Below are 24,773 nucleotides of genomic sequence, written 5' to 3' on the forward strand. Positions count from 1 at the left end.
CGTGAGACATTTCCCCGCAAGGCGTCTTTTCGTTGTAGTTAAAAATTTCTGTAAGCAATTATATCCTCTATGTTTGTAAAATCTTTATTGCATCCTATATAGCCAAAAAAATGGGCCCGCTTTGTCGGGCCCGTTTTCATTGAATATCTATTCTGTGGCTGTTTTCCTTTGCCCCCTCCTGCTTGGGAAGAGTAATTGTAAGAATTCCATTGTCATACTTTGCGGCTACATCTTCATTTTTTACATTGTCCACATAGAAGCTTCTGCTAAACGAACTCATCCTTCTTTCCTTCCTGATATAATTTTCCCTTTCCTCGTTCGTCTTCTGGGTGCTCTCCACAGCCAATGTAAGCGTGCCGTCCCTAAGCTCAAGCTTTATATCCTCTTTCTTTACTCCCGGCATCTCTGCATCTATAATGTATTCCTTATCTGTCTCACGGATATCTGCCTTTATGGGATGAGCGGCACTCATAAACCCTGTAAAAAACGGGTCGTTGAAGAAATCGCTTACAAAGCTCCTCAGATCCATGGCATCTCCTTTTCTTAATATTTCACTGTTTTTCCTGTTATAAGGAGTAAGTCCAAACATATTATCATGCACCTCCATAAATTTAATTAACTTTGACTTTCTTTGACTTTATATATATTTTATATCATATGATATGCATAAAAATCAAAATTTGTTTTTGACTTTCTTTGACCTTCTAAGGCTTTTAAGTTTAATTTCATATGAATACCTGATTTATGCTTTATTTTTCTAACGTTTTTTACGGATAGCATTGGAAGGCATTTTTACAAACACTTTAAATATCTCATCCCTGTCCAGCGCTCCTGCCACGACCATAAGAGCCGCTGATACCGCCGCATTTCCACATATGCTCATAAACACCGTCCATGTGTGCCCCGCATTGAATATCATAAAAAATCCATAAATATATTTTGATATAAATATCATGACGGCGGCCACCACCCCCGGTTTTATAATCCAGTTCCTTATATCCACAGCCATTCCTGTAGTCTTGATTATAGAATATATATTAAGACTGCACACTAAGGCCGAGCTTATTATTATTCCGACAGTGTATCCCTTAATGCCATACATGGGAATGAAAAAATATACAAAGCAAATTCTTATAGAATTGCCTATTATTGAATTTCTCAATGAGACCGCCTGCTTCCCCAGTCCGTTCAGTATACCCAGAAGAGTCTGCTGCAAATATGTGAAAATACAGGTAAATGATAAAAAATACAGTATGTCTCCTATATCCTCCTTCCTGTATACCATTTCCCCTATTTCCTTGGGATATGCCATGAAAATGACGGTAAATATAAATCCCAGTATAAACGTAAGCTGTATGGATTTTGAGATCCTGTAATTGACGGATTTGTACTGCTTCAAGGATATTGCCTCGGATATTGCAGGCACAATAGTGGTAGCCAGAGATGCTGTAGCCAGAGACGGAAAGAATATAAGAGGCATTGCCATCCCCGTAAGCCTTCCGTATTCCGAAATACTGCTCTGGTAATCCAAGCCTCCGGCAATAAGCCGTCTTGGTATGAGTATTACCTCTAAAGCAGACATTGCGGAAGCAATAAATCTGTTAAAGGATATGGGCAGAGAAATGGCAAGCAGGCTTTTAATTATGTCCCTCTTTGGCATAATTCCGCTCTTTGTAAAATTTGCCGCCAACTTTTTTTTCTTGAAATGATAGACAAAGTATAAAACCGCTAGGTTGCAAATTTCTCCTAATGCCATTCCTATGGTAGCCAGAGCACATGCATATTCAAGCCCTATGTTTACAAAATACGCCGCTAAAACTACTACCAGCCCTATTTTTACTGCCTGCTCCACTACTTGGGAAACAGCGGTCGGCATAACCTCTCTTGTCCCATAGAAATAGCCTTTTATTGATGCAGCCGCAGCTATTGCCGGTATACAGGGCACTAGCAGCATTAAGGAATAGTAGGTTCTGCTGTCCTTTAATATAAAGTCCGCTATGAATCGGACGTTAATGAAAATAAACACTGATATTGCCGCACCTGCCGCCGCCGATATTATAAGAGCACAGGCCGTTATTCTTATAAGATTTGCATTGTGCTTTTTTGCCATTTCCGAGGCAACCATTTTCGATACGGCAATGGATATTCCTGATGTGAGTGTTAATATTATAAGGGAATATACAGGCATGATAAGCTGAAAAAGACCCATACCCTCAGCGCCTATAAGGTTTGAGAGATATATGCGGTATACAAACCCAAGAATCCTTACAATAAAGCCCGCAGCCATAAGAATTATAGTTCCGCCTATAAATGATTTTTTGCTCATGCTTGCTCCAAATAAATAAATTCCCTTAAATATTAATATTTAAGGGAATTTATTATTAGAACAAAACCCATGCCCCTTCTATTGTGCTTTGCTTTTTTTCATCCCACCTGTAAATTTTTACGTCATTTTCAGTATCCACCAGCCAGGCGCGATCCTTAAGGTATATAAGAAGACGAGTATCGGAAAGCCATTTTGAAGAAATCCTTCCTGCAGCTTCACCGCTGTCTGTTCTATAGTTTAATGTGATTTCCGTTATATCGGATGAAGCCTCCTCTATAATGTTTAAGCCCAGAAAACCGCCCCTGTTTACAAGCACCGCAGTGCGCTTTCCGCCTTTAGCACGCGATATTGCTTCCTCTGCCCCTTTTTCCCCCAAAAGCCCCCCTGGGATCAAAAGCTCGCTTGCGGCGCATATATTAGTGAGCTTGTCTTTGTTAATATAATAAACGCTGTCCTCCTCACTTGATACCGCTATGTAAAGTCCTTCCTCCGAAAGCCTTAAAACACTGTCGCATGCCCACGGAAGCTGCAGTACAGGCTTCTCTTCCCCATTGGCTTCGCACATCAGCAGGTTTCCCACAGTGAAAAGAACATCTCCGTTAGGGGCCTGTCCCACCTTACGCCACAGCTTTTCCACATTCAGCTTCATTTTATCGCTTATGTCAAATAAGTATACTCCCCTGTTATCGCTTAAGGTTATTTTATCGTTATTTACCCATACCGCGCTTACATACTCACCCAGAAAAATATGCCTGGTTCCATCCACAACAGACACATAATAGCCTTCTCCGTTTTTATAATAGAGTACTCTTTGCCTGTCGGGAGAATATGCAACATATCCTTGCAGTACTGTCTTGCCTTTTCTTTCGATAAATGCATACTTACCCTCGTGCATGGCATTTGTAAAAACTGCCCTTCTGTACAGAGAAGCTTTCTTATAGTCGTAAAGCACGCTGTTTTGAGCATATTCCGGCTGCACGCTTTTCTGAACATTGTCACGCTCAATTCTGAAGTAATAATCCCCCAGCTTTTTAGTCAATGCCGTTTTTATGTCATATATGTAAGAAAGCTTTTTCTCATAGTCAATCCAGTAAAGATATTTTCCATCGGCAGACCAGCCGGCCTCGGGACTAACATTTACAGAAGCGGGATAACCGTTTCCCCGAGACTCTATTATGTAACTGCTCTCACCTGCCTTCAAAAGATATTTTATTCCTTCGGCGTCCCGGCTGATAGAATCAATACCCTCCCTTTCACCGGGAGCCGACCAGTACAGCTCGTTGCCCTCCATATCATATATTCCGCCAAGCCCGTTTACCAATCTTAATACACGCACATTTTCTGCTTTTTTCATGTAATCCGGATAATAGTTGATAAAAGCCGTTTCACTTTCCCCGTAAACATCCGTTTCAAATCCGGGGATATGTGAAAAGGCTTCAATAGGCACCAGTATGCTGTTCTTGGCAGCCACGGGCGAACAGTGCATGTCAAAGATGCTGTCTCCAAATGTAAATTCATTGCTCCCCAGCTTAAATACCGCCTTTTGTCCCGCTATTTCAAATTGAAACGTATCATCCGGGCTGAAGTATTCAAAGCCGACACCTATCTTCCGAAGTATAAGATCTATGGGCACAAACACAAATTCACCTGCATATGTATATGTTGTGAGGACATTAATTTTCTGACCGTTAAAGAAAAAAACGCACTCCTTAAGCTCGTCCGCTCTCACAGGCTGCACGTTGTTGCTCACAGGCTGCTGAGGCTGTACGGCAATCGTCCTGTCCCTTCTTTTCAGCATAAAAACAGACACGTCAACAGCTATTACCGCAGCGGCCAGACACATCACCGAAACAAGAGCTATTGCAATGAAAGCGGCTTTAGAACGCAAAAACTTCATGAACTCCTCCAATGCTCCTACAGGTTGAAGCTTTTTCTTTTTAATCTTTCATTGCGTCTTGCCTCGGCCTCTGCAAAATCCTTTTTTTCGTCCTCTGTTTCAGGTATAAGGGGAGGAACCGGCGTAGGCTTACCCTCCTCATCCAGTGCCACAAAGGTCATATATGCCTTATTAGTCATAATTACGCTGCCGGTTTTAGTATTCTCGGCATATGCCTTTACTGTCACCTCCATAGATGTCCTTCCAACCCATGTAAGCCTTGCCCTTAAAATAACAAGCTCACCCATGCGTGCAGGATGCCTGAAGTCCAAGCTGTCTATGGATGCCGTTGCAACCACCCTGCCCGAATGCCTTGAAGCGGCTATGGCTCCCGCTATGTCGATCCAGTGCATAAGCCTTCCCCCCAGCAGGTTTCCCAGAAGATTGGTATCGTTAGGCAGCACCAGCTCAGTCATCTCCACCGCAGAGATTGCCGGTGTCTTTGCTGTCAGATTATCTATATATTCTTTTGAAATATCGTGCATTGCTTCAGCCTCCATGTTAATTTACAGCCCCTCGCCGCAAATTAAAAGTATTATGTATTTTTAGTAGTATACCACATTTTACTTTAAAGTTTAATATCCTTGCATTCAATCAGCATATATTCCCGCAGCAGGCATATTATTTCCTCCTTTGAAGTAAGCCTGAATATCTTTTCCCTCACATAGGTCGAATTTCTCATGCCCTTTATATACCACGCTATGTGCTTTCTCATCTCACATACCCCTATATGCTCCCCCTTTAAGGCCACAAGCATATTCATGTGGCGTATGACGGCAGACAGCTTTTCGCTTGCATCCGGCTCGGGAAGCTCAATTCCCGTGGCAAGAAAGTGCAGCACTCTTTTGAAGATCCACGGGTTCCCCTGTGCCCCCCTTCCAATCATAACAGCATCACAGCCCGTTTCTTCAAGCAGCCTCTTTGCGTCAGACGGTGTTGTCACATCACCATTCCCTATAACAGGTATGGATACCGCTTCCTTTACTCTGCGTATCGCCTCCCAGTCGGCGGTACCGCTGTAAAACTGTTCTCTCGTGCGCCCATGTACTGCAATTGCCTTAGCGCCGCATCTCTCCGCTATTTGCGCTATCTCTGCGGCATTAACGCTTTCGTCATCCCAGCCCTTGCGTATTTTAACGGTAATCGGCTTGCATGAAGCCTCCGACACCGCCCTGACTATATCGCCAACGAGGCTCGGATTCCTCATTAAAGCACTTCCCTCGCCATTTTTGGTTATCTTGGGAGTGGGACACCCCATGTTTATGTCAATAATGTCAGCATCCGAATTGTTTAGCCGGCCGGCAATCTCAGCCATAATAGACGGGTCTGAACCAAATATCTGTACCGCCGCAGGTCTCTCACTACCATCTATTTCAGTAAGCTTAAAGCTCTTGTCGTCATTATAGTGCATTCCCTTTGCACTCACCATCTCAGTATACACCAGCCCGCAGCCCTGCTCCTTGCAAAGTATTCTGAAGGGCATATCGGTAACCCCTGCCATGGGCGCAAGAAAAACATTGTTCTTTAAAGTCACATTCCCTATGTTCATTTATCTTCCTCCATTTTGTATAAAATATTTTACCACAAGGAGGAGCTTTAAATCCATAATCTTTATTTTATATATGTAGCGATAAAGATTTTACATGGAGGATATAACTTGATGGAAGAAATTACATCCTCTATGTTTGTAAAATCTTTATCGCGTCCTATATAGAAACAAGCTTTCTTTAAGTAAAGAAGAACGCAATAAAAAATCCCCGTATGTGGGGATTGTTATTATCTCTGTACTTTTTTCAGCGCGGGGGGCCTGCCCTTAGGCACAAGCATAAATGTGTAAATACCGTCCTCCGCTGCGTGGCGGTTGGAATTAATTGAATTGATGTGGGAATTTATAATTTCATCCAGCTGTACCTGATTATATATGCTGATATCATCAAATTTGACAGAGTACGCATACCCATGCTTTGCGCGCTCCACCCTTATGATATACCCGTCAATCTTCATTTTGAATTCTGAAAGCAGACTGTAGACAGTGAGGCTAACCGTCAAGGACGTATTTTCTTCATACCGGCTTTGGGAAGCAAATTTGATACCTCCCGCTGAAATATCACAAAGCTCGATCTCCTCCTGTCTTCCCCCGTTGACGCTAATAACGGCTTTGCAAATAGATCCGCTGCATCTTTGATATTTCCTCCGCTCAGTAAAATTGTCCATAAAATACACTTCCCTTCTTTAATACCCGGTTATTATGTAACAGTCTTAAATGCCTTACATTGACACAGCTGTAAACATACGTGAAATATTTAATAAAGAAGTATTTTATAGTTCGTTATCTATGTATAATAAAATGCGGATAAAATACGCTTTTTTAAAGAATAAATACCGTGACTGATTAATATAAAAGCCTCAAAACCCTGCTGACTATGGGATACACATATTCTATATAATTATTCTAGCATAACATCATTTTAAAGTCGAGGGTTATATTTTTAACACATTTGCGGCAGGACTGTCCGTATCCAGCCCCAGATGTCTTAAAAACTGCTTCGTTTAAGAATTGTATGCACGCGCGGGCTTTACACGTCCATAAATCTGCTTTGCAAGCCATGATGCTAAGGCAATCTTTACAATATCCCACGGAAGAAATAAAAGAAAGCCGCTTGTCAAAACACCCGAAGCAGTAGCATTTGCATGATTTACATACTTCATTATTATGTACAAATAGGGGACTCCCACCGCATAGCATACCATTAAGCCTGCAAAGGAAGCGATAAAAAATCTGTAAATTGTCTGCTTTGACGACCTTTCAGATATAAGCCCCACCACAAATGCGGCTGCCGCAAACCCTATTAAGTAACCGAATGACGGACTGAACACATAGCCTAGCCCTCCCCCTCCCGTGAAAATCGGCACTCCCGCAAGCCCCAGCGCTATATAAATAACCTGTGATGCCAACGCCAGCTTTGAACCTAATATCAGCCCGGAAAAAATCGCAAAAAATATCTGCATTGTGAAAGCCACGGGCGGAAGAGGAATTTTAATAAATGCTCCTACAGCCATAAGCGCTGCGAAAAGTGATACTAAGATCATTTTATAAGTTCTGTTATTCATGCCTTCCTCCTTAACTCTGTTTGTTAACCATGTTTTATTTGCAGGTTTACAATTAATTATAGGATTTTATCATTGGCATGTCAAGATATAACCTTTTAAACACAAAAATATTTTAAATATAAAAGTTATGGAATTTTACGACATTTAAAGGGAAATGCAGATATTAAGATATAAACAAATGTATTTTATTTTTATGGCTCTAAATAAAAATCGACAAAACACCGCTTTTAATAATAATATAATACATTATAGGTATTAATTTCTACAAAATTTAATGGGGTTTGTTAAAAAAAAGTCATATTTATTGACACTTATAAACATTATTTTAGGACCTGCAATATTAATATTTTATAGCATATATTTATTTCCTCTTGTTAATTAACTGTTCATATTAAATATTGTTATACTATTCGGCCTTCTTTGTCAAAATTAGAGCTGCGTTAATTTTTCGCTGCCAAAGAAGGCGTTTAAAAACATACTCTTTTATGCAGAAAGCCCGGAGGAAGCCGGTGTCTTTAAATAAAATTCTTTTATGACAGTAAATATGTCTTAAAAATTTGCTGTGTTAAAAGAATAGTGAGCTAAAAGTTAAAAGTATATCTTATAGGGGGATGCTAATGAAGGTATTAAAATTTAGAAGTCTTAGGATGAAGATACTTTGTCCGATTTTATTTGTATTGATTTGTGGTATATCGCTAATATGCATTTTCACGCATTTAAATGTATTTCACTATTATATAATATGTCCTGCTGCTGCAATCCTCATGGCAATTCCAATTTTTATTCATATTAATATGTGTGTAAAGCCTTTTTTATTACTTGGTGAAAGCGTCAGAAAATCTATTTCACAAAACTTTAAAACAGGAATATATCTTTCCGACACCACCGAGCTTGGGGTACTGGCCGAAGAGTTAAACAACGCTGCAAATATGCTTAATGGTTTAATGTCAAGCTTCACAGAGACATTTTATGTTATACATTCATCTATGGAGGAAATACTCACGTCAAGCAAGCATATGAGCTCCTCTGCAGAGCAAACCTCAAATACTGTGTCGGAGCTTGCAAGAGGTGCCATGGAGCAAGCCTGCTCTACTGAAAAAGGCAGCTCTGTGATTAATGATATAGTGGAGGGCTTAGTTCAAATTGTCAGCGATATGAAGAAATCGGAGGATCTGATAGAAAAAGCGGAGGAATTAGTAGCTGCTTCAAGATCTCTGGTTGATAAACAGGAAATTAAAATGAAGGAGAACAAGCAGATATCTTCCAATGTAAATGAAGCCATGAACGTGCTTTCACAGAAATCTCAGGAGATAGGAGAGATACTAAACGCCATAGAGCAAATTGCGGATCAAACAAATTTGTTGTCTCTAAATGCCGCAATTGAAGCGGCCAGAGCCGGGGAGCAGGGAAAAGGCTTTGCCGTTGTAGCCAACGAGGTAAAAACACTTGCAGATCAGTCAGGGACATCGGTTAAAAGAATATCGCATATTATAAGTGACGTACAGATTGGAGTAGCACATGCCGTGCAGGAAATAAGAAAGTCTGAGGCTGCCGCAATCAGTCAGGAAATTGCTCTGAACGAAAGCCTAGATGTATTTAACCAAATAAGCGAGTCAATAGCTTCGGTAGCCGGAAATATAAAATCCGTTTATAACTCTGCAAATCTTCTTGCAGGTGAAGCCCAGAATGCGGGAGGGGCAATAAATGATATTGCGGCTGTGTCGGAGCAGACTGCCGCAGGCACTGAGGAAATTTCCGCCTCCATCGAGGAGCAGACAGCAGCGTCGGCACTGATTTCAGAATGCGTGGAGGAGCTGTCTGAAAGGATAAAAGACAGCCTTAAGCTCTTCAAAGCTTAAGCTTTGCAGTTTACGTCATATAAATAAGGATGACAACAGGAGTCTTTTTACTTCTCTTGTTAATATAAAATATAATGGAGGTAATTTTATGACAATCAACGACCCGAAAGGATTGTACAGCATTAAGCTGGAAAGCGGAAAGAACGTTGTGTACGAGACACCTACCGGTCTTTGGACAAAGGATGATTACAAACAATACCACAGCCATTACGTGGAAAAGATCGGCCCTGCTTTAAAAGGCAAGAAATGGGGAATGGTTGCCGTGATGAAGGACTACAAGACCTCAAGCCTTAGCGATGAGCTTAATACACACGCAGCCTGGCTGGAAAATAACGGCTGCGAAAAGGTTGCCATTGTAGTTGACAGCTCCATAGTTAAAATGCAAATGAACAGGGCAGGAAACAACAAAAAGTTTGAACAGCAGGTGTTTACAGACATTAATGAGGCAGAGTCCTGGCTCTCGTCAAAAGGCTTTTCACTATAGTGCGCACACCGTCGGGGATGTCTTTAGGAACGGAAAGCTTCCTGCCGGACATCCCCCAAGATTTTTATATTCCAAAAATCCCGCCCATTATCTGTTACATTCTTTAACATATTTATTAATAATTATAGATTAAAATTCCTTTTTCAGCAATAAATCATAGGCAGATTATGTTCAAAGACTTACATAATATTTTACCTTTCTTAAAATAAACAGCTCCTAAAGGTCTACCCAAACTGAATTTATTTTGGTACAATTTAAAAAAACGCAGGGTCTTTAAGGGAGGTGTAATTTAGTGGAGGATATTTCTAAAAAAATCAGTGAAATAAACCGTAAAATACAAGAGGATTTAAATGGCCTGCTGCCATTGAATGAGCTGATGGATGAGGCATTCATGCAAAGCAGCAGCCGTTTTAAAAGCTTTGACGACATGCTGGATAACTGCGGATATAAAGTGGAAACTGAGCAGGACTTCATAGATATCCCTGAAGCAGAATGGGATTTGTTTATAAAAAATAATACGTCGTTTAACGGTTGGGCTGAAATGCAGCAAAAGGCAGCAGATGAATATACCTATAAAAAGCTAAAGGAAGCAGGGTTTGAAAGGTTTTAGGCAAAACCCGATCTTTATATTTATACGGGGATAAAAGCAATATCGTTTTTGCCCCCCGTATAAGCTTTTTTTGGAGAATATATTATTTAAGCTTCTATTGACTTATGCACAAAAATATAGTATTATTTGAATATACTTCGTATGTCGTAATATTTGCCGGAGGAATAATAGTGCTGGAGCAGGATAATATTTTTGATTTTTTTCTTGACAGTATAAAAAAGTTTTTATATCCTCAAGACTGGCTCGATCTTGATCTGTCCTTCTCTAAGTCCGAGCTTCTGGCCCTGTTGCTTGTCGACCGCAATGAAGAGATAATTATGAGCCAGATAGCGGATTATATAAAGGCACCTATGAGCACAGCTACCGGAGTTGTGGAAAGGCTTGTGAAAAACGGATGCATCCGCCGGGATCGCAGCGAAACCGACAGAAGAATTGTAACCCTTGCCCTGACGGATAAGGGAAGGGAAATTGTCCAAAGAATTAAATCAACCGCTATGAAATATATTGGAATGGTAAATGATTCATTGACTGATGATGAGCGTCAGGTTATATTTAAGATTTTCACAAGAGTTGTGAATATTCTGGAGGGTAAGGCCTCAGATAAGGAGCAGAAGGGTGTTGGTATGCCCGCAATAAAGAAAATTGAAATAGAATAGCTTTAAAACAAGCCCTGAAAATGGGCATTATATATGTCATATATTTCGTCATGCGAACTATTCATTTTGCAAAATAATAGGTGCAATTAAAAGTATACAAGGAGGGGTTTTTATGAGAATTATACTTTATACGGGAAAGGGCGGCGTTGGAAAAACAAGCGTTGCAGCCGCCACAGCGGTTAAAAGTGCAGAAAAGGGTTTAAAAACGTTAGTGGTCAGCACCGACCCCGCCCACAGCCTTGGAGATTCTCTCGACATCAAGCTTTCCCCTGAGCCTGCTATGATAAAAGAAAATCTGTGGGCTCAGGAAATCGACTCCACCCATGAGGTTGAAAAGGGCTGGGGAAAAGTGCAGGAATACCTTACGGCACTCTTTACGGCTAAAACAGTTAAGGACATTACAACAGAGGAATTGACTATCTTTCCCGGCATAGAGGATCTTTTGAGCCTTTTAAGGATATTAAATTACTATAACGAAAAAACCTTTGACGTAATAATAATAGACTGTGCTCCCACGGGGGAAACTCTTGCTCTTTTAAGCTTTCCCGACATGCTCAGGTGGTGGATGGATAAGCTTTTCCCCCTGAAAAGGAAAGCATTAAAATTTGTTAAGCCCGTTGTGGAGCCTTTGCTTGGCGTACCCATGCCCTCTGACAATGTTATGGGCGAAATAGAGAAAATATACAGCCAGCTTGATGAAATGCGCAAAATACTGTCCGACAGGAGCATAACCAGTGTACGCATTGTGGTAAATCCCGAAAAAATGGTTATAAAAGAGGCTCAAAGAAGCTTTACCTATCTTAATATTTACGATTTTAATATTGATGCCATTGTGGTTAACAGGGTAATCCCTGAAAGTGTTACAGATGAGTATTTTAAAGTATGGAAGGATATTCAGTCAAAGTACAAGCAGACAATAATAGACAGCTTCTCTCCCCTGCCCATTTACTATGCCCCTCTATTTGAAAATGAAATAGTGGGCATGGAGATGCTGGAAAGAATGGGAGAGGAGGTTTTTAAAGAACAGGACCCAATAGCCATAAGCTACAACAGTCGGACACAGCAAATAGTCAAGGACGGCAGTGAATATGTTTTTTCAATATATATGCCTTTTACCGATAAAAAGGATTTGTCCTTAAATCAGAAGGGAGAGGAGCTTATCATAAGGGCAGGAAGCGTTAAAAGAAATATATCGCTGCCCAAAACTCTTGCGAATCTTACGGTTAAGGGAGCAAAATTTGAGGAAGAAATTCTGAAAATAAGATTTGGTGGTGAGTCAAATGAATGATCTGCTGCTGAAACAGCTTATAGGCCTTAAGCTGAAAGCAATTGACAGGCTTATTGATGCGCTGCCCGGTAATGCAAAGATTCGGTCAAAAAACATTCACCAAACCATAACTAAGGCTTTAAATGAGGCCCTCTCCGAATACACCTCCTCTGCAGGAGCTCCAGAGGAAAAAGCAGGGCTGAAAAACGTCAGCATAGACTAGTGACGAAGTTGTTTGTGTGTCAGCAACAACCTTCTATATAGGATGCAATAAAGATTTTACAAACATGGAGGATATAATTGCTTCCATCAAGCTATATCCTCCATGTAAAATCTTTATTGCTAAATATATATATATATATGAAATATCGGTGAAAAATGGGCAGTAAACGCTCAAAGAAGGCACTATCATTGTGATAATGCCTTCTTTGCCGGTTTTCTATCGATTTGAGGCACGGCTCAATAAGTTCCGCTGCTGAAACGTACCTTTTAGCTCGTCTCTTTTTTTCGAGTACTTTTATCGCATCTCCTACAGCCTTGCAACTCCTGTGTCCCTTGCAGCTTTTGCTACCGCCTTGGCAACTGCCGTCCCTACTCTTGGATCAAACGGAGCGGGTATTACATATTCAGGCTTTAATTCCTCATCTGAAACAAGTGATGCTATAGCCTCAGCAGCAGCTATTTTCATTGCATCGTTTATATCACTCGCCCTCACGTCAAGAGCGCCTCTGAATATTCCGGGGAATGCCAGCACGTTATTAATCTGGTTTGCAAAATCCGAGCGTCCTGTACCCACAACACTCGCTCCCGCTGCCAATGCTTCATCAGGCATAATTTCGGGAGTAGGATTTGCCATAGCAAATATTATAGGGTCCTTTGCCATAGATTTAACCATGTCAGCAGTAACCATTCCGGGTGCGGATAAGCCTATGAATACATCCGCGCCAACCAAGACATCCTTTAATGAGCCCTTCTTCAACTGAAGGTTAGATATCTTAGCCATTTCCGCCTTCTCTGTGTTCAGGTTGTCCCTTCCCTCATAGATGGCACCCTTCGTGTCGCACAGTATAACCTTTTTAAGTCCCATGCTCATAAGAAGCTTGGTTACGGCTATTCCTGCCGCTCCTGAACCGTTTACAACAACCTCAATTTCGTTTATGTCCTTTTTAGTCAGCTTTAATGCGTTGAGCATAGCGGCAACCGTTACTACCGCAGTACCGTGCTGGTCGTCATGGAATATGGGAATATCACATTCTTCCTTGAGCCTTCTCTCGATCTCAAAGCACCTGGGAGCAGATATGTCCTCCAGATTAACTCCTCCAAAGCTTCCTGCAAGAAGCTTTACAGTGTTTACTATGTCATCCACGCTTTTTGATCTTATACACAGGGGAAAAGCATCGACATCCCCAAAGGTTTTAAACAGTACACATTTCCCTTCCATAACAGGCATACCTGCTTCGGGCCCGATATCTCCTAAGCCCAGAACTGCCGTACCGTCGGTAACTACCGCCACAAGGTTCCATCTCCTTGTGTATTCATATGAAAGATTTACATCCTTGCTTATAGCAAGGCACGGCTCTGCTACTCCCGGAGTATATGCTAAAGACAAATCTCTTTTGTCGGCTACCGGCACCTTGCTTATTACTTCCAGCTTACCCTTCCATTCTCCATGCAGTTTTAATGATTCTTCTTGAATAGTCATAATAACCCTCCCGATTTTAATATTAACTACAAAAATTTTATATAGCTTTTTAAGTAACAGGTCTTGTTACATATATATTGTTAAAAAATATACAATCTATATTATAGCACATGGGCTTGGGATTTCAAGCTAAATTTTATGTCTTTTAAACCAATAATATGGGCCCTTACGGCTTAACGATGCTCCAATTAAATAACCCGCACAAGCTAGAATATATGCGGGTTTAAAGCACTTACCTATTTTTTTCATATATAAGCCTTAAGCCTTCCATGGTAAGGAAGCCGTTAATTTCATCTATGGCCGGAGTCTCACTTGCAATGTATCTTGCAAGCCCTCCTGTGGCTATTACCTTTATTCCACTCTCCTTCATTTCCCTTTTCATACGGTTTACAATGTAGTCCACCTGACCCACATATCCGTATATTATTCCCGACTGCATACTGACTACAGTGTTTCGTCCTATCAAATTTTCCGGCTTGGTGAGCTCTATCCGCGGAAGCTTTGCCGCCTTCTGGAAAAGAGCCTCTGCGGAAATCTTAACCCCTGCGCAAATTACTCCCCCCATAAAATCTCCTCTTGAAGATATTGCGCTAAATGTGGTAGCGGTGCCAAAATCAACTACGATAAGAGGCCCCCCATATATTTCATATGCCGCTACCGCGTTTACTATTCTGTCCGCCCCCACCTCGCGGGGATTTTCGTATTTTATATTAATCCCTGTTTTCAACCCCGGTCCGACATTAATAGGGTCTAGCTTAAAATATTTCTTTATGGCATGTTCCAGCGAGTACATTATAGGCGGAACCACCGAAGCAATGATGACGGCTTCAATATTTCCGGGCTTAAGCCCTTCACTGTTGAAAAGATTCAACATAAACATTCCGAATTCATCTGAGGTCTTTTCCTTATCGGTACTCATTCTCCAATGGCACAACAGCTTGCTTTCCTCATAAACCCCCAAAACAATGTTGGTATTCCCTACGTCCATTACTAAAATCATAGTCCAAGCCTCATGCTCCTTATTTCTTTTATCTCCAGCTCTATTTCCTTTTCAATTCTCATTATATCAGCTTTTATATCTTCGACCGTTTCCACGGCTCTTATTCTGTTGCTGTTAAATCTGGAGGATGAGCTCTGGTGAGAATAGCCTTGCCTTGGACTGCTCTCTCTCTGAAAGCCCCTGCTCTGGCTGTTGTCTCTTCCATAAGAGCTGTCCCTGCCCCTGCCGCTGTCCTTATTGCGGTTATTGTCCTGCGGGTGAGCGTTATCATGGCTGCGGAAGCCATCCTTTGCGTTGCTGTTATCCCTTCCTCGGCCATTATCCTTTACATAGCCGCCCTCCTTAGAGGGTGAAGTCTCACGAACCTCACGAGCCTCTCGAGCCGCACTTCCTTCCCTGTTGTAGCTCTGCCCCTGATTGTTCTTAGGCCCCCTGCTTTGAAATCCGCCCTGATAATTGCTCCGCTTGTAGTTTTCATTGCCTGTGCCCTGTCCCTTTTGCACTATATATCCCCCCTTGTAATCACCATTATTATATAACATGGCGACTCTGATGATACACTATTTTATATTTTCTACTTAAAAAACAAAATTGTCAATGAAATTTATTCCAGCCCAAGCAGCCTTACGGCATTTTCGCCCAGTATATCCTTTTGGGCATAGTCCTCCAGCCCAAAGCCTTTAAGCTTTTCAATCTCATCCTTCTGAACGCACCATGGCGAATCTGTACCGAAAAGAATCCTGCTGTGCCCATGCTCCCTTATAATGCTTCTTATCAGGCTGTCATTACCCCTTCCGATACTAAAGGAGGTGTCGAAAAATACTTCTGTCCCAACCAAAAATTTTGCCACATCCCCCCAGCAGTCATAGCCTCCCATGTGCGCAGCCACTATTTTTCCGCCCGGGAAGTCCGCCGCAACCCGTGCAAGCCTGTTAGGAGTGCAGTGATAAGGCTCGGGCAGACCTATATCCACACCTGCATGAAACACCACAATCATATCAAGCTCAAAAGCCTTTTGATATATGTCATACATTTTTTTGTCATCAACATAAAACTCCTGATAATCGGGATGAAATTTTATGCCCTTTATTCCTAAGCCCTTTATTCTTTCAAGCTCGTGCTTCCATTCCCCAAAATCGGGGTGTATGCTCCCAAAGGCTAATATTCCCTCGTTCTGTATCCCAATGGACCAGTCATTTATTTTCACAGTCTGAGATGGCTTTGTGGCAATAGAAAGCACCACAGAATAGTCAATCCCCGCCCTTTTCATCGACTCCTTAATATCTGCTGCCGTTCCATTGAGCTTTGCCTCAATACCGCACCTTTCCGCCAGCTTCGAAACCGCTTGCGCCGCCACATTGTCGGCAAAGCAGTGAGTATGAAAGTCAATAATCATTATAGTGCCCCCGCTTCCTATGAATATCCCAAAAGCCCTCTTACAGATACCTCCCCCGACATCACCTCTCGTATGCTCCCGTCTTCGCAAGCTATTATAAGTCTTCCGTCTCGCGTAATGTCCGTTGCAACGCCTACCAGCTCCTGTCCCTTCATTGCCGCCTTTACCCTTCTTCCTATTGTTACTGAATATTTTTTCCACTCATCCACTATTTGCTTTGCCTCATCGGCATATGCTTCTTCATTTTCGGTATTTAACCGTCTATATATCACATCCAGCTCAGCCAATATGCATCGGATTATATTTTTTCTGGAAAATTCTTTTTTTGGTTCTGCCACTTCTCCCCCGCAGCATTCCTTGAGAGAACCGGCTATTTCCCTTAAAGCCTCAGGGAAATCCTCCATATCATGGTTTACATTTATTCCTATTCCCAGTACCAAAAAATTTATCCTCTCTATCTCGCAGTTCATCTCCGTCAATATTCCGCATACCTTTTTGCTTTCAAGCAAAACATCATTAGGCCACTTTATACCCGGCCTTACATGGCATTCTTGCTCTATGGCCTTTGCAACGGCAATAGAAGCCGCCAGAGTCATTATTTGAATTTCCTCGGGAGCTATTAAAGGCCGGAGCACTATCGACATCCATATGCCCTTTTTATGGGCAGAGCTCCATCCTCTTCCCAGCCTGCCCTTTCCCGCCGTCTGCGCTTCGGCTATCACAGCCGTTCCGTCGGCACAGCCTTCCGCAGCAATAAGCTTGGCATATGTATTGGTTGAGTCAAGCTCATTAAAATACTTTATATCCTTTCCCACCACCTGAGTTTCAAGCCCGTGGCCTATCTCATAGGCACTGATAACCTCAGGCCCTTCGCTCAGACTGTACCCCTTTTTAGAGGACGACTCTATTATATACCCTTGAGACTTCAGCTCATTAATATACTTCCAAACGGCAGTCCTCGATACTCCCAACTGTTCGCTCAAGGCCTCCCCGGACACGTACAATCCCATATTTGCCTTTAATTTGTTCAATACCTTATACTTCACGCGTATTATTCTCTCCAAACCATATATTTTATTTTAAAGTGCCTTCCACAGCTCTACCTGCTCTATTTACAACAAATACATTCCCAAATCAGGTATTTTTACAATATACCTCTTTTCCCCATTATCTTTAAAAAATACCGCTATTCCCTTGGCGGCATCTTCAATTTTTATCAATCTTCCCTCGTCTGCAAGCTTTGAGCAGAAGCAATATAAAAGAGCCTCGCTGAAATTTTCAGACCGATCCTTACAGATTTCAATAATATTATTTACATAAAGTGCCTCGGAGCTGCTATACAAAACAGGAGAATCAAGCCTCTTATCGACAACCTTTATGCTTTCGGGCATTACCGTGCTTTCAATAAGGCACTCAGGCATTCTGTAAGAGCCCAGAACATATTTTTCAGCCGGAACTATCGAATCTATGTACAATTGCGCCGCCCGATCCCATTCCGTGCTCAGCTCATAAAGCCAGCTATCCCCTATCCAGCACCTCTCCTCGGGCAGCTCAAGCCTTATGCATCTCGTGCGGGAGCCGCGGCGGATTGATCTGTTATCCCGGGGATTCAGCAGAGCAGATATATATTTCCTGCTTTCTCCGTTAATAGTTACGCTCTTGCTCCACCACTTTGAAAGCTTAAGCCCGCACTCAGCTATATTGTCTACCTCATCCACAGGTACATATAAATAAACCTCAATCACATTCTACCTCCGGCAAGTCCAAACATACCTTGACTTGTAGAAATGGCTTACTGCTGCTGTCAATCATATAATGTATTACAAGCCCTCTTAAAATTTACATATTTATGAATATTATATCATAAAAATTTTTCTTAAGCGATATTCTGTTAAAAGAGATTTCCTGTATAATTTTATACCATCTCTATCCCCGCAGCTTTGTATAAGCTTATTTATGTCGGCACCTAATACCTCGGGACAGTCGTAAACATCCTTAAAGGGTATAAGCACAAACGCCCTTTTGAGCATTTGCGGATGAGGTATTTTAAGACACGGCAAATTTATTTTTTTATCTCCGTAAATAAGCATATCAATGTCCATAGTTCTGGGCCCCCAGTGGATTTCCCTTGTCCTTCCCATCCTGTCCTCAATCCCTTGCAGCTTGCCGAGCAGCTCTAAAGGCTCAATATCCGTTGCGGCAGCTATAACCATATTGAGGAACCGGTCCTGCTCCAGATAGCCTACCGGGTCGGTTTCATATATATGTGAAAGCTTGTCTACAGTGAGCCCGTCAATGTTTGAAATATGTTCAACGGCATTTCTCAAATTGCTTTCCCTTTCACCCAAATTAGACCCAAGTGCAATATAAACCTTATGTCCCATCCCTGCTCCTCACCACCTCCACTCCCGCCCAATCAAGCTTTCCGCCTATGGGCGCCTGAGGCTTCATTACACACACCGTAATTTTTTCCACTTCCTCAAATACCGACAATATTTCCCGGGAAATTTTGTCGGCCAGTCTTTCAATAAGTCGAAATTTATTTGTTTTATTAATATTTTCAATAATTCCGTATACCTTGGAATAATCAACGGTATCCTCCAAATTATCACTTTCACAGGCCTTGTGCAGGTCGCAAAGCATTTCGACATCTATTAAAAAATTCTGTCCCTCTTGCCTCTCTTCGGGAAGCACGCCATGATATGCATAAAAACTCATGTTTTTTAATACAATTTTATCCAATTTATTCACTTCCAGTCTCAATATTATGTCAAATTCTTACCATTGCATCTGTCATTCTCGCAACTCTGGCCATTTCCCTTACATCATGAACGCGTACTATATCAACCCCATTGGCAATTCCCAGTGTTACGGTAGCCGCTGTCCCCTCAAGTCTTTGATCCACCGGCAAGCCCAGAATATTTCCTATCATGGATTTACGTGAGGTTCCCAAAAGCACGGGAAGGTTCAATGCACTCAGCTCGCTTATTCTTCTCATTACCTCCAAATTATTTTCCAGAGTTTTCGCAAAGCCTATTCCCGGGTCTACCGCCATGCTCTCTCTTGCTATACCGGCTTTTTCGGCAATTTCTATGCTTTTGGTGAGAAATGCCGCTATATCTCCCATTAAGTCTTTATATGAAGCATTGTCACCGTTATGCATCATTATTACTCCCGCGCCGGATTTGGAAACAACCTCAGCCATACCGGAATCCATTTGCAGGCCCCACTGATCATTTATAATATGCGCTCCCGCCTGCAGAGCCTTTTCCGCAACCATTGCACTTGAGGTATCAACAGATATCGGAACCTGCAGCTCCTTTGAGAGCCTGTCCACAACGGGTACTACCCTTGCGATTTGCTCAAGCGCATCCACCGACTTATGCCCCGGCCGCGTGGATTCCCCTCCTATATCTATAATATCTGCCCCCTGACTGACCATTTCTCCGGCCCTTTTGACAGCCGAGTCCAAGCTGTCATACCTTCCCCCGTCGGAAAATGAGTCGGGAGTTACGTTAAGTATGCCCATTATATATGTCTTTTCACCTATAGCAAGCTTATACCCGGCACACTTAAAATATGGCGGCTTACCCTTTTTAGCATCTGTCATCCTTCACCTCAAATTAAAAATATTTTATTTCTCCCGTTACGGTGCCGTTCTCCGCTTTAAGAAGCCCATATGAAAAATACTTCTGCCTTCTCTTGTCAGTAGGCGACCCTGGATTGAAAAACAATACCCCTCCAATAACCTCATTGACAGGCATATGGCTGTGTCCAAACACTATGCAATCCACCGTCTCATTCCGAAAAGCCCTCCGTGACCTCTCCAAAGAAGACGCTCCTTCACCGTAATGCCCGTGTATTATTCCTATTCGTACTCCTTCTTCACAGATTATCTTTTTATTCTTTGTTATGCCCAAAACGTATTCATCGTCATTATTCCCTGAAACAGCCTCCACTCTCGCTATTTCCCCAAGCTGATATAATACATAGTCCCTACATACGTCGCCCGCATGAATTATAAGCTCTGCGTCCTTTATCCCCTCTAAAAGCTGCCGCGGAAGCGTTTTCCCTTTTTTCGGAATATGAGTGTCTGAGACTACCCCGATAAGCACCTTCTAAATCCTCCTTTTTGCACACATTGTTTACTGCATCTACTGTTAAAGCTGCTTAACACTGCGCCTTATAATTCCCTCAATATCCTGTGCAGATACAGTCTTTATGTTGCTTAGCGTACTCCTTTGCTTCATGGTAAGATCTGCGTAATAATTAATTTCCTCCCCGTTCAAAGACGGCTTTTCCTCAATCAAAGAAGCTATAACGCCTCCAAGCTGCTGTGTACTCTCCACCTTCAGCAGCCCAAGCACCCTGTCTGTCTTCTCTGGTGCCGCATCACGGTTAAATTCCAGATATTCCTTTACAAACAGTGCATTTGCCTCACCATGAGGAATGTCCTTAAAGTATGTGAGGGAATATCCCATTCCATGTATAATTGTCGTACCGGTATTGGCTATTACCATACCCGCAAGCATGGAGGCATATAAAAGCTTATCCCTTGTACCAGGGCTGATTTCTCCATTATTGAGTGCTATAAGGCATTCTCCCAGTATTTCCATTGACTCTGCGGCCAGAGCATCTGTCACGGCAGTGCTCCTTTTGCTGAGATATCCCTCCATCGCATGGGTCAGGGCATCTATAGCGGTATTGACAGTTACGCTCCGCGTAAGGCTTTCGGTATAGGAGGCATCTAAGAAGGCCGCCGCAGGAAAGGTTTCATCATTGCCAAAGCTCATTTTCGTCTGCATATCAGGCCTTGTAAGTATGCAGTAAGGGGTTACCTCGCTTCCCGTCCCTGCCGTTGTAGGAATTGCTATAATGGGGAGCGGCCTGTTTGGAAAAGAATTTTTATACAGCTCCACCGCCTCCATCCTATTGACGGCCAGAACAGCCACAGCCTTTGACGCGTCAAGAGGAGAGCCTCCTCCTATTCCTATTATAAAATCTGCGCCGGACTTTGCGGCAAGTGCTCCTGCCTCCTCTACATTGTTTAGGGAGGGATTGTTTTCAACTCCGTCATATATTTCATATTTTATATTTGCTTCATTTAACACACCTTCAATATCGTCCAGTGCGCCACTGGCTCTTGCCGAGCTTTTCCCCGTTACAATAAAAGCCTTCCTGCCTAATCTGGCAAAAAAATCCTTATTCCGGCTTATGCATTGTCTTCCGAAAAACACCCGGGTGGGCATTCTGTAATTAAAGTCCATATTAATCCATTCCTCCTTTGTACCGTTTAAACCGCACTAATAATATATAATATTATAATATATTACTCATGCCGTTTAAACCTTCTAAAAATAATCTTCCTTAAGCCTGCATACCCCAAAATTCTCCAAAACCCGTATAAATATTATTATTGTACTTAATTTATAAAAGTGGTATTATGAGGATTGTATACTGATATTTCAATTTTAAAAACTCCTGTGCAGAGGTTTATTAACCCATGGTCGACTTATTTAAACTAAACACAAAAGAGCTGAAGGCTCTGGTTGAATACAAAGAGGTCTTGGAAAAGGGAAAACATTTTAAAAAAAATTTCTGGCTCAAGGAAAAATACCAGCTAAAGGGCATAAAGCAAAGCTGCAGAATTATCACGAGGTATTGCCTTGAGAATGTGGCATCCATAGAGGTTAACAGTCTGCCCGGCTACAATCTTAAGCAGATAAAAGCCATACTTTCAAAGCATAAGCTCTTTGGTATGGTGCAAAGGGTTTTTTGCCACGACATTCTGGCAGTCTTGAAGAACGCTTACCCTGAAGAATTCAGGACAAGGGTCTTAAAGGACTGGATGTGGAGCAAGCATGGTATATGGCATGACGACAATGCAATTATTGAGGCTGTTCACGACATGGTATATAAAGAGGGTATCAGGAGGGTTCAGGATATCCCCTCTCTGGACTGGAAAAAAAGGCTGCTAACGCATGGGATATATAATGTGCTTGCGTACTTTAACTGGTCTATTTACGCACTTTTTAATTTTGTTTACCCCAATAAATTTCACCCGACGGATTTTAAATACAAAACAAAATGGGCTGCCTCAGAATCCCTTGAAAATGCCTTTTATTTTATGCATAAGACCTTTAAAAGCAAGAGGTACACATTAAATGATATCCTTCTTCTCAGCACCTCCGATTTCCGTGCGCTTGGACTGGCAGGAATGCTGACGGCACTCTTTGGCTCCTCTGCCCTAAGTGCAAAGGAGTATTACCTGTATAAAACCATAGGCAATGAAGCACACAGAAATGAAATTACAAGCGATATAGAAAGCCTTATAAAGAAAAAATATGAGCAGGCAGTTTTTAATAGATTAAAAAAAGCGGCCGTAGGTAATTTTATTTACAATCTGCATCTTAATTCCACACTGTACAGCTATATAAAGAGACATGCCAAAAAAAACAACCTCTCTGTTGAGGACTTTATATCAAGCTATGGGTTTATATATAAAAGTGCAAAGCAGGATATAAGGTCTATAAGCAGGGATGATATATGGGATATGCGAAAGCAGGGGCTTACCTATGTTCAAATTGCCCAAAAGCTTGGAAGCAATCCAAACACGGTGGCGCAATTTTGTTTGAAAAATTTCGGAGGCGATCCCCTTATCCCAAGACCAATTGAGGAATATATAACCCCTCAGGAGTTAATGAATAAATATCATGTGGATCATAAAACTATAATGAAGCTTGTAAATGAAAACAGGTTGGAAAACCATACTACAATAAGGTTCAGGTATTTAAAAAAATCACAAATAGAGCCTGTGCTGAATCAATATATATCAGGCAGCAGGCAGCATCAGAGCATGGTAAAAAGGTATATGAAATAATAAAGAGAAAAGGCGTGGTGAAATCTGGAAAATAAAATGGGAATTATAGACTTAGGCTCCAACTCGGTGCGTCTGGTCATTTTTGAAGTAAAGGACAGCGGTACATTCCGTATAGTAGACGATATAAGCGACACTATACGCTTAAGCGAGGGTATGGTAGAGGGAAAGTATATAAACGATCTGGCTATAAGAAAGGCTATTAAAACAATTAAGCTTTTTAAAAAGCTGTGCTCGGCTTATAATATACAAAACTCCTCAATTATTCCCGTAGCAACAGCCGCAGTAAGAAAAGCGGAAAACAGGGACGATTTTTTAAAGCTTTTGTTTAACCTAACAGGCTTAAAATTTAACATCCTCTCAGGGGATGAAGAAGCGCTCTATGTATATAAGGCAGTGATAAGCTCTATAGACATTGACGCCGGAATCATTGTAGACATCGGGGGAGGAAGCACAGAGATAATAAAATTCAGCCAAAGAAGTGTAATAAATCATATCAGCATTCCCATAGGCTCCATTGTTGCAACAGAAGAATTTTTGGGCAAAAACGCTGTATCCCCTGATAGCATAAGGCTTTTAGACAGGCATCTTGAATCGGTTCTCTCAGGTCTCGGCTGGCTTTCGGCAGAACAGTCTCCTGTCATAATAGGGCTTGGGGGAACCATAAGAAACATGGCTAAAATTCACAGAAAGCGGTTCAATTACCCTCTGGAGGCAATACACAACTACACGATTCCCATAAGTGATTTCTATAATATTTATGATCAAATAAAAAGCCTTGACTTGGAGGCAAGAAAAAAAATAGAGGGAATGTCCTCTAGCAGAGCTGATATTCTGGTTGGGGGGTTGACTATACTAAAAGCCATATCCTCAATTACCCGATCCTCCACTCTTGTTATAAGCGGAAACGGGCTTCGGGAAGGTATAATGTTTGAATACATAATGGGAAAGTATCCTGAAAAAAGGTTTACAAACGTTCTGGATTTCAGTCTTGACAATCTGGTAGAGATGTATTCGATGCGTCAGGATCATTCAAGGCACATATGCGACATGGCATTATCCATGTTTGACCAGCTAAAGCCTTTGCACAGGCTCGGCAATAATGAAAGGAGAATTCTCAGGGCGGCGGCTCTGCTTCACGACATAGGTATTTCCGTTAACTATTACCGGCATTATATACATTCCTTTTATATGATTTTAAATTCAAAGATTAGCGGGCTGTCTCATCGCGAAATAGTAATGACTGCAATTATAGCGGCTTGTCATGAGAAGGAGAAGCTGAAGAAGAATTTTTACAAGGATTATGAAAAGCTTCTTTTAAGGGATGATGAAAAAATACTGTCAAAGCTTTCTCTTATTTTAAGAATCTCCGAAAGCCTTGACAGGAGTGAAACCAAAATCGTTAAATCCCTTATATGCCAGATAGACTCCAAATCGGTAAAAATAAAGACTCACAACAACGGGGACGCCGAGCTGGAAATAAATCTCTCAAATGAAAACGCCTCAAGCTTTAAAAAGCTTTTTAAAAGAGAATTGCTCATAACATAAT

General features: G+C 41.7%; 26 protein-coding genes. 8 read left to right on the forward strand and 18 right to left on the reverse strand.

Annotated features, from left to right (window positions below; translation table 11 throughout):
* Positions 1-136: 136 nt before the first annotated feature.
* The 7 genes from DFR58_RS17635 to DFR58_RS17665 form a co-directional block, all read right to left on the reverse strand.
* Entirely contained in the window at positions 137-589 is a 453-nt protein-coding gene (locus DFR58_RS17635; RefSeq protein WP_114299178.1) for an Hsp20/alpha crystallin family protein, read from the reverse strand.
* A gap of 168 nt (positions 590-757) precedes the next feature.
* Positions 758-2,326 carry a stage V sporulation protein B gene (gene spoVB, locus DFR58_RS17640; RefSeq protein WP_114299179.1) on the reverse strand — a complete coding sequence of 523 codons (1,569 nt, stop codon included), beginning with the start codon at positions 2,324-2,326 and terminating at the stop codon, positions 758-760.
* Between the two features lie 55 nt (positions 2,327-2,381).
* Positions 2,382-4,223, reverse strand: coding sequence for a stalk domain-containing protein (locus DFR58_RS17645; RefSeq protein WP_114299180.1), 1,842 nt, complete (start codon positions 4,221-4,223; stop codon positions 2,382-2,384).
* Positions 4,224-4,240: 17 nt separating this feature from the next.
* Positions 4,241-4,747, reverse strand: a complete 507-nt coding sequence (locus tag DFR58_RS17650) for an acyl-CoA thioesterase (protein ID WP_114299181.1) — start codon at positions 4,745-4,747, stop codon at positions 4,241-4,243.
* A gap of 83 nt (positions 4,748-4,830) precedes the next feature.
* Positions 4,831-5,811: a tRNA dihydrouridine synthase DusB gene (gene dusB / locus DFR58_RS17655; protein WP_114299182.1), complete on the reverse strand. Its 981-nt coding sequence runs from the start codon at positions 5,809-5,811 to the stop codon at positions 4,831-4,833.
* A 227-nt stretch (positions 5,812-6,038) separates the two neighbouring features.
* Positions 6,039-6,476, reverse strand: coding sequence for a PilZ domain-containing protein (locus DFR58_RS17660; RefSeq protein WP_114299183.1), 438 nt, complete (start codon positions 6,474-6,476; stop codon positions 6,039-6,041).
* A 336-nt stretch (positions 6,477-6,812) separates the two neighbouring features.
* Complete coding sequence (locus DFR58_RS17665) at positions 6,813-7,373, reverse strand: biotin transporter BioY (protein WP_114299184.1); 561 nt, start codon at positions 7,371-7,373, stop codon at positions 6,813-6,815.
* Between the two features lie 764 nt (positions 7,374-8,137).
* On the opposite strand from DFR58_RS17665, the gene DFR58_RS17670 reads away from it, so the two are divergent.
* From DFR58_RS17670 to DFR58_RS17695, 6 genes are all read left to right on the forward strand, one after another.
* Positions 8,138-9,232, forward strand: coding sequence for a methyl-accepting chemotaxis protein (locus DFR58_RS17670; protein WP_207659272.1), 1,095 nt, complete (start codon positions 8,138-8,140; stop codon positions 9,230-9,232).
* An 88-nt stretch (positions 9,233-9,320) separates the two neighbouring features.
* Positions 9,321-9,716, forward strand: a complete 396-nt coding sequence (locus DFR58_RS17675) for a SpoIIAA family protein (protein ID WP_114299186.1) — start codon at positions 9,321-9,323, stop codon at positions 9,714-9,716.
* A 292-nt stretch (positions 9,717-10,008) separates the two neighbouring features.
* Complete coding sequence (locus tag DFR58_RS17680) at positions 10,009-10,326, forward strand: hypothetical protein (RefSeq protein WP_114299187.1); 318 nt, start codon at positions 10,009-10,011, stop codon at positions 10,324-10,326.
* 104 nt (positions 10,327-10,430) lie between these two features.
* The gene (locus DFR58_RS17685) at positions 10,431-10,982 is read left to right on the forward strand and encodes a MarR family winged helix-turn-helix transcriptional regulator (protein ID WP_114299188.1); all 552 of its coding nucleotides are present in this window, start codon (positions 10,431-10,433) and stop codon (positions 10,980-10,982) included.
* Between the two features lie 112 nt (positions 10,983-11,094).
* Positions 11,095-12,270, forward strand: a complete 1,176-nt coding sequence (locus DFR58_RS17690) for an ArsA family ATPase (protein WP_114299189.1) — start codon at positions 11,095-11,097, stop codon at positions 12,268-12,270.
* Positions 12,263-12,472, forward strand: a complete 210-nt coding sequence (locus tag DFR58_RS17695; RefSeq protein WP_114299190.1) for a hypothetical protein — start codon at positions 12,263-12,265, stop codon at positions 12,470-12,472. Before DFR58_RS17690 ends, DFR58_RS17695 begins: the two co-directional genes overlap by 8 nt.
* A 306-nt stretch (positions 12,473-12,778) precedes the next feature.
* Here the strand turns inward: DFR58_RS17695 and DFR58_RS17700 are convergent, their stop codons facing one another.
* The 11 genes from DFR58_RS17700 to DFR58_RS17750 all read right to left on the reverse strand — a co-directional run bounded on the left by DFR58_RS17700 (position 12,779) and on the right by DFR58_RS17750 (position 21,614).
* Complete coding sequence (locus DFR58_RS17700; protein ID WP_114299191.1) at positions 12,779-13,951, reverse strand: NAD(P)-dependent malic enzyme; 1,173 nt, start codon at positions 13,949-13,951, stop codon at positions 12,779-12,781.
* Positions 13,952-14,183: 232 nt separating this feature from the next.
* A complete protein-coding gene (locus DFR58_RS17705; RefSeq protein WP_114299192.1) occupies positions 14,184-14,951 on the reverse strand; it encodes a type III pantothenate kinase in 768 nt (255 codons plus the stop codon).
* The gene (locus DFR58_RS17710; protein WP_114299193.1) at positions 14,948-15,454 is read right to left on the reverse strand and encodes a hypothetical protein; all 507 of its coding nucleotides are present in this window, start codon (positions 15,452-15,454) and stop codon (positions 14,948-14,950) included. The genes DFR58_RS17705 and DFR58_RS17710 overlap by 4 nt, the downstream gene beginning before the upstream one ends.
* Positions 15,455-15,555: 101 nt before the next feature.
* Positions 15,556-16,347, reverse strand: coding sequence for an amidohydrolase family protein (locus tag DFR58_RS17715; RefSeq protein WP_114299194.1), 792 nt, complete (start codon positions 16,345-16,347; stop codon positions 15,556-15,558).
* Positions 16,348-16,364: 17 nt separating this feature from the next.
* A complete protein-coding gene (locus DFR58_RS17720; protein ID WP_341457411.1) occupies positions 16,365-17,411 on the reverse strand; it encodes a biotin--[acetyl-CoA-carboxylase] ligase in 1,047 nt (348 codons plus the stop codon).
* Between the two features lie 48 nt (positions 17,412-17,459).
* On the reverse strand, positions 17,460-18,092 hold the full coding sequence (locus DFR58_RS17725) for a hypothetical protein (protein ID WP_114299195.1): 633 nt from the start codon (positions 18,090-18,092) through the stop codon (positions 17,460-17,462).
* A gap of 111 nt (positions 18,093-18,203) precedes the next feature.
* Complete coding sequence (gene folK / locus DFR58_RS17730; RefSeq protein ID WP_114299196.1) at positions 18,204-18,731, reverse strand: 2-amino-4-hydroxy-6-hydroxymethyldihydropteridine diphosphokinase; 528 nt, start codon at positions 18,729-18,731, stop codon at positions 18,204-18,206.
* The gene (gene folB / locus DFR58_RS17735; RefSeq protein WP_114299197.1) at positions 18,721-19,098 is read right to left on the reverse strand and encodes a dihydroneopterin aldolase; all 378 of its coding nucleotides are present in this window, start codon (positions 19,096-19,098) and stop codon (positions 18,721-18,723) included. Before folB ends, folK begins: the two co-directional genes overlap by 11 nt.
* Before the next feature lie 19 nt (positions 19,099-19,117).
* On the reverse strand, positions 19,118-19,957 hold the full coding sequence (gene folP, locus DFR58_RS17740) for a dihydropteroate synthase (protein WP_114299198.1): 840 nt from the start codon (positions 19,955-19,957) through the stop codon (positions 19,118-19,120).
* A 13-nt stretch (positions 19,958-19,970) separates the two neighbouring features.
* Positions 19,971-20,462, reverse strand: a complete 492-nt coding sequence (locus DFR58_RS17745; protein ID WP_114299199.1) for a metallophosphoesterase family protein — start codon at positions 20,460-20,462, stop codon at positions 19,971-19,973.
* Positions 20,463-20,507: 45 nt separating this feature from the next.
* Positions 20,508-21,614: an iron-containing alcohol dehydrogenase family protein gene (locus tag DFR58_RS17750; protein WP_114299200.1), complete on the reverse strand. Its 1,107-nt coding sequence runs from the start codon at positions 21,612-21,614 to the stop codon at positions 20,508-20,510.
* A 236-nt stretch (positions 21,615-21,850) separates the two neighbouring features.
* Here DFR58_RS17750 and DFR58_RS17755 point away from each other — a divergent pair, with 236 nt between their 5' ends.
* Together DFR58_RS17755 and DFR58_RS17760 are read left to right on the forward strand one after the other, a co-directional pair.
* Positions 21,851-23,227, forward strand: a complete 1,377-nt coding sequence (locus tag DFR58_RS17755) for a DUF4046 domain-containing protein (protein ID WP_114299201.1) — start codon at positions 21,851-21,853, stop codon at positions 23,225-23,227.
* A 36-nt stretch (positions 23,228-23,263) separates the two neighbouring features.
* Entirely contained in the window at positions 23,264-24,772 is a 1,509-nt protein-coding gene (locus DFR58_RS17760; protein ID WP_242987716.1) for a Ppx/GppA phosphatase family protein, read from the forward strand.
* Position 24,773: the final 1 nt, after the last annotated feature.

Origin of the sequence: Anaerobacterium chartisolvens, assembly GCF_003337415.1 — a bacterium.
Classification (GTDB): domain Bacteria; phylum Bacillota; class Clostridia; order Acetivibrionales; family DSM-27016; genus Anaerobacterium; species Anaerobacterium chartisolvens.